The organism is Isoptericola sp. NPDC057391 (genome assembly GCF_042668085.1).
In the GTDB taxonomy this organism is placed as follows: Bacteria; Actinomycetota; Actinomycetes; order Actinomycetales; family Cellulomonadaceae; genus Isoptericola.
The window spans coordinates 1-1,667 of sequence record NZ_JBHVBO010000328.1; the positions used below are offsets into that span (position 1 = coordinate 1).

Annotated in this window: 1 protein-coding gene; it reads right to left on the bottom strand. The window is 69.5% G+C overall.

The features are described from left to right. Window positions 1–103: 103 nt before the first annotated feature. Entirely contained in the window at window positions 104–1,618 is a 1,515-nt protein-coding gene (gene glpK / locus ACFUVW_RS20765) for a glycerol kinase GlpK (RefSeq protein WP_430573185.1), read from the bottom strand. Window positions 1,619–1,667: the final 49 nt, after the last annotated feature.

Below are 1,667 nucleotides of genomic sequence, written 5' to 3' on the forward strand. Positions count from 1 at the left end.
GACGTATCCCTCCCGAAGTGGAGGGCGCCCTGGCGCCCGTGAACGCGTCCGGGCGAAGCGATGCCGTCCCCTCAGCGGTAGCACCGAGGTTTCGGTCTACGGACTACTGCACGTCAGCATCCACCCAGTCGAACGTCTTCGTGACCGCCTTCTTCCAGGACCGGTAGAGCCGCTCCCGCTCGTCCTCGGCCATGGCGGGCGACCACCGCTTGTCCTCCGCCCAGTTCGCGGTGACGTCCTCCTCGCCCTTCCAGAACCCGACGGCGATGCCGGCGGCGTAGGCGGCGCCGAGCGCCGTCGTCTCGGCGACCTTGGGCCGCACGACGTCGACGTCGAGCTGATCGGCCTGGAACTGCATGAGCAGCTCGTTGGCCACCATGCCGCCGTCGACCTTGAGCTCGGTGAGGTCGACGCCGGAGTCGAGCTTCATGGCGTCGACGACCTCGCGGGTCTGGAACGCCACGGCCTCGAGCGACGCGCGCGCGATGTGGTTGCGGTTGACGTACCGGGTGAGGCCGACGAGCGCGCCGCGGGCGTCGGGGCGCCAGTACGGGGCGAACAGGCCGGAGAACGCGGGCACGAAGTAGGCGCCGCCGTTGTCCTCGACCTTGCGGGCCAGCCACTCGACGTCGGGGGCGTCCTCGAACATCCCGAGGTTGTCCCGCAGCCACTGGATGAGGGAGCCGGTGACGGCGATGGAGCCCTCGAGGGCGTACACCTGGGGGGCGTCGCCGATCTTGTAGCAGACGGTGGTGAGCAGGCCGTTCTTGCTCGGCACCTTCTCCGTGCCCGTGTTGAGCAGCATGAAGTTGCCGGTGCCGTAGGTGTTCTTCGCCGTGCCGACCTCGAAGCAGGCCTGGCCGAACGTCGCGGCCTGCTGGTCGCCGAGGATGCCGGCGATCGGCACGCCGGGCACGAGGCCCCGGGGGCGGCCCTGCCCGTACACCTCGGAGGAGGAGCGGATCTCGGGCAGCATCGACAGCGGGATGCCCATGTCGGCGGCGATGTCCTCGCGCCAGCTCAGGGTGTCGAGGTCCATGAGCATGGTGCGCGACGCGTTGGTGACGTCGGTGACGTGCACGCCGCCGTCCGGCCCGCCGGTCATGTTCCACAGCACCCAGGTGTCCGTGTTGCCGAACAGGAGGTCGCCCTTCTCGGCGGCCTCGCGCGCGCCCTCGACGTTGTCGAGGATCCACTTGACCTTGGGGCCGGAGAAGTAGGTCGCCAGCGGCAGGCCGACGATCGACTTGTACTTGTCGGCGCCCTCGGAGCCGCCGAGCTCGTCGACGATCGCCTGCGTGCGGGTGTCCTGCCACACGATCGCGTTGTACACCGGCTTGCCGGTGTTCTTGTCCCACACGACGGCGGTCTCGCGCTGGTTGGTGATGCCGATGGCGGCGAGGTCGGTGTGCGCCAGGTTGCCGCGCGTGAGCGCCAGCCCGACGACCTCGCGCACGTTGCTCCAGATCTGCTCGGCGTTGTGCTCGACCCAGCCCGCCTTGGGGAAGATCTGGTCGTGCTCGAGCTGGCCGGTGGAGACGATCCGGCCGGAGTGGTCGAAGACGATGGCACGCGAGCTCGTCGTGCCCTGGTCGATGGCGAGGACGTAGTCAGCCATGGGGGTTGCCCTTCACGTCGGTGTGGGTGGTGCGGGTGCCGGCCGGGCG

What these genes read in the sequence shown, in the direction of transcription:
- glpK (WP_430573185.1), bottom strand. Translation starts at nt 1,618, where the DNA reads ATGGCTGACTACGTCCTCGCCATCGACCAGGGCACGACGAGCTCGCGT.